The following is a 2000-nucleotide window of genomic DNA, read 5'->3' as shown; positions in this document are numbered from 1 at the left end:
CTCTTTTCTCCGTGCATCTCTGTGATCATCAACAACCAAACACTTTCAACTGGCATAATACATTCTACTCAAAATCCCCCTAGCCCCCTTTGCTAATGGCTGTAATATTTTGTTCTATTCCTGCTATAAGGGGGAGTTGACCCACCTTTCCAATTAGAATCTATAAATCATTTTAAATTCTTAAAACCAACAACTATTAACCAATTAACCCTTAACCTCTTTTCTCCGTGCATCTCTGTGCCCACCCAATCTCCAATCTCCAATCTCTTAATCTCTAATCTCCCAATCGTAACCCCCACACCGCCACAACAATAAATCCCAAATTCAACCAGAAGTGGGCTCCCCACCCAAGACTCTCCAACAATCCCGCACAGTTGCAGGGAACCCTGGGAAAAGCTCCCACCCAGATCAATCCCACATAAGTGGTAAATACTGTCAGCAATAGGATGCTTCCCAGATATCCCCACCATCTAGTCACTGAGAAGAGCAGGAGCGAGGCGATCAGCAACTCTGTGATAGGTACTGCATAAGCCAACACTTCCGCTAATTCCGCCGGAAAGGTCTGGTTATGAAATGCCTTCCGGCTTGGTCTAAACCCAATCAGTTTATCAAAGCCAGTATAGGTCCAGAGGATAATTAGTATTGTGCTTAAGATTTTGTTCATAATCATATCATTTTTAGTACTGTCTAACTTCCTCTCCAAATGGAGAGAGCCTGTCCCGATAGCAAAGCGTGTCGGGAGTTGGGGTGAGGTAGTGACTCACTCCCTCTCCTCAACGCCTGCCCAGCAGAATTGCGGGAGCCTGTCCCGAAAAGCGAAGCGATTCGGGAAGAGAGCCTGTCCCGATGAGCAAAGCGATATCGGGAGCTGAGGTTAGGTAGTTAAGCGATTCCGGCGTTGGTTAGGTAAGTCTCTTGAAAATACTTTTTAAAATCAATAGGCTGGGACAAACGACATACTAGTAGGGATAAAAAACATATTTGTATAATTATTAAGTAGGTGAGGAAATAAATATGTTAGCGAATTTAAGATAACTTACATAGATATATAAGAATAGTATGTCTTGAAATTGTAAATTTTTGATACTTGTTAGATATTAATTGTAACTCTCAAATTTACCTAAATAAGAGAATATTGTACAGGCAGGAATAACCTATGAATAAGACATGTGATTAGCAGGATATGCATCTAATTTCCTGTTTCTAACATAGAACATTGCAACAGGATGTAGCATGGAGAGGAGAATGATAAAATAATTTTTTTTTTAAAATAATTATAATGAATTGTTAGTTGGATAGATTTTTTGTATAAATTATCCCTTCAACAGCAATTTAAAATTTTGTTATGCAGTTTTAGTTCTGGCTGTTATACAGTTTTTGGACTTTGTTTTATCTCAGATGATTTTTGAACGAAAGGTCATTTACGCTCAGGATATCATGATTTTTACCGGCAGAAGCAGATCCTACGCTTATAAGGTTTTAAAGCAAATGAAGGGATTTTATGGTAAATCAAAAGCAAACTTGTTGACCATACAGGAGTTTGCAGATTATCATGGTATCTCCGTAGCAGATGTTGAGTCATCTGTTTTGGGTAAACCTAAATAAAAAACGGAAATCGACTGATCGAATTCCGTTTTGGTTGAGGTTTGCGTGAAACCCTCCGGACTTACGGCCCGGTTTTGAGCTCCCGTTGGGAGTAGTGTTTAATAATTATGCTGTACAAACAGGATGTCGCCTTGCAAGAGAATCCTGTACCGTTTTAGAGTCTTCCCATTATTGATACCCGGTAATAGTGGTAAGACACTCGCTTGTAATGCTAGTTGTGGTGTTTACCCCTCGGGATAAACTGCCTTGTTGAGGTCTGTTAATTTCTGATTGACTTACCTCTAAACCTGAGTTCGATTTTAAAAAACGGCTAATTGGTTTGTTTCGACGGGTTGATACTTGATTGCGGGCTTTTTAGGGAAGAAGGAATAGGCAATTAAACCTGCGACAAGGTT

Annotated in this window: 2 protein-coding genes and 1 pseudogene; 1 reads left to right on the top strand and 2 read right to left on the bottom strand. The window is 39.9% G+C overall.

Annotated elements, in window-relative coordinates; translation table 11 throughout:
• Nucleotides 1-274: 274 nt before the first annotated feature.
• Nucleotides 275-664 carry a MauE/DoxX family redox-associated membrane protein gene (locus SYJ56_RS25730; protein ID WP_323839258.1) on the bottom strand — a complete coding sequence of 130 codons (390 nt, stop codon included), beginning with the start codon at nt 662-664 and terminating at the stop codon, nt 275-277.
• Nucleotides 665-1398: 734 nt separating this feature from the next.
• On the opposite strand from SYJ56_RS25730, the gene SYJ56_RS25725 reads away from it, so the two are divergent.
• Nucleotides 1399-1605 carry a hypothetical protein gene (locus SYJ56_RS25725; RefSeq protein ID WP_323839256.1) on the top strand — a complete coding sequence of 69 codons (207 nt, stop codon included), beginning with the start codon at nt 1399-1401 and terminating at the stop codon, nt 1603-1605.
• A gap of 299 nt (nt 1606-1904) precedes the next feature.
• On the opposite strand, the pseudogene SYJ56_RS26105 reads toward SYJ56_RS25725, so the two are convergent.
• Nucleotides 1905-2000 (bottom strand): annotated as a pseudogene (locus SYJ56_RS26105) (IS982 family transposase); the annotation flags it as partial.

This window comes from Algoriphagus aurantiacus, from assembly GCF_035156405.1.
Classification (GTDB): Bacteria; Bacteroidota; Bacteroidia; order Cytophagales; family Cyclobacteriaceae; genus Algoriphagus; species Algoriphagus aurantiacus.
This window is presented reverse-complemented; position numbering and strand designations above follow the sequence as displayed.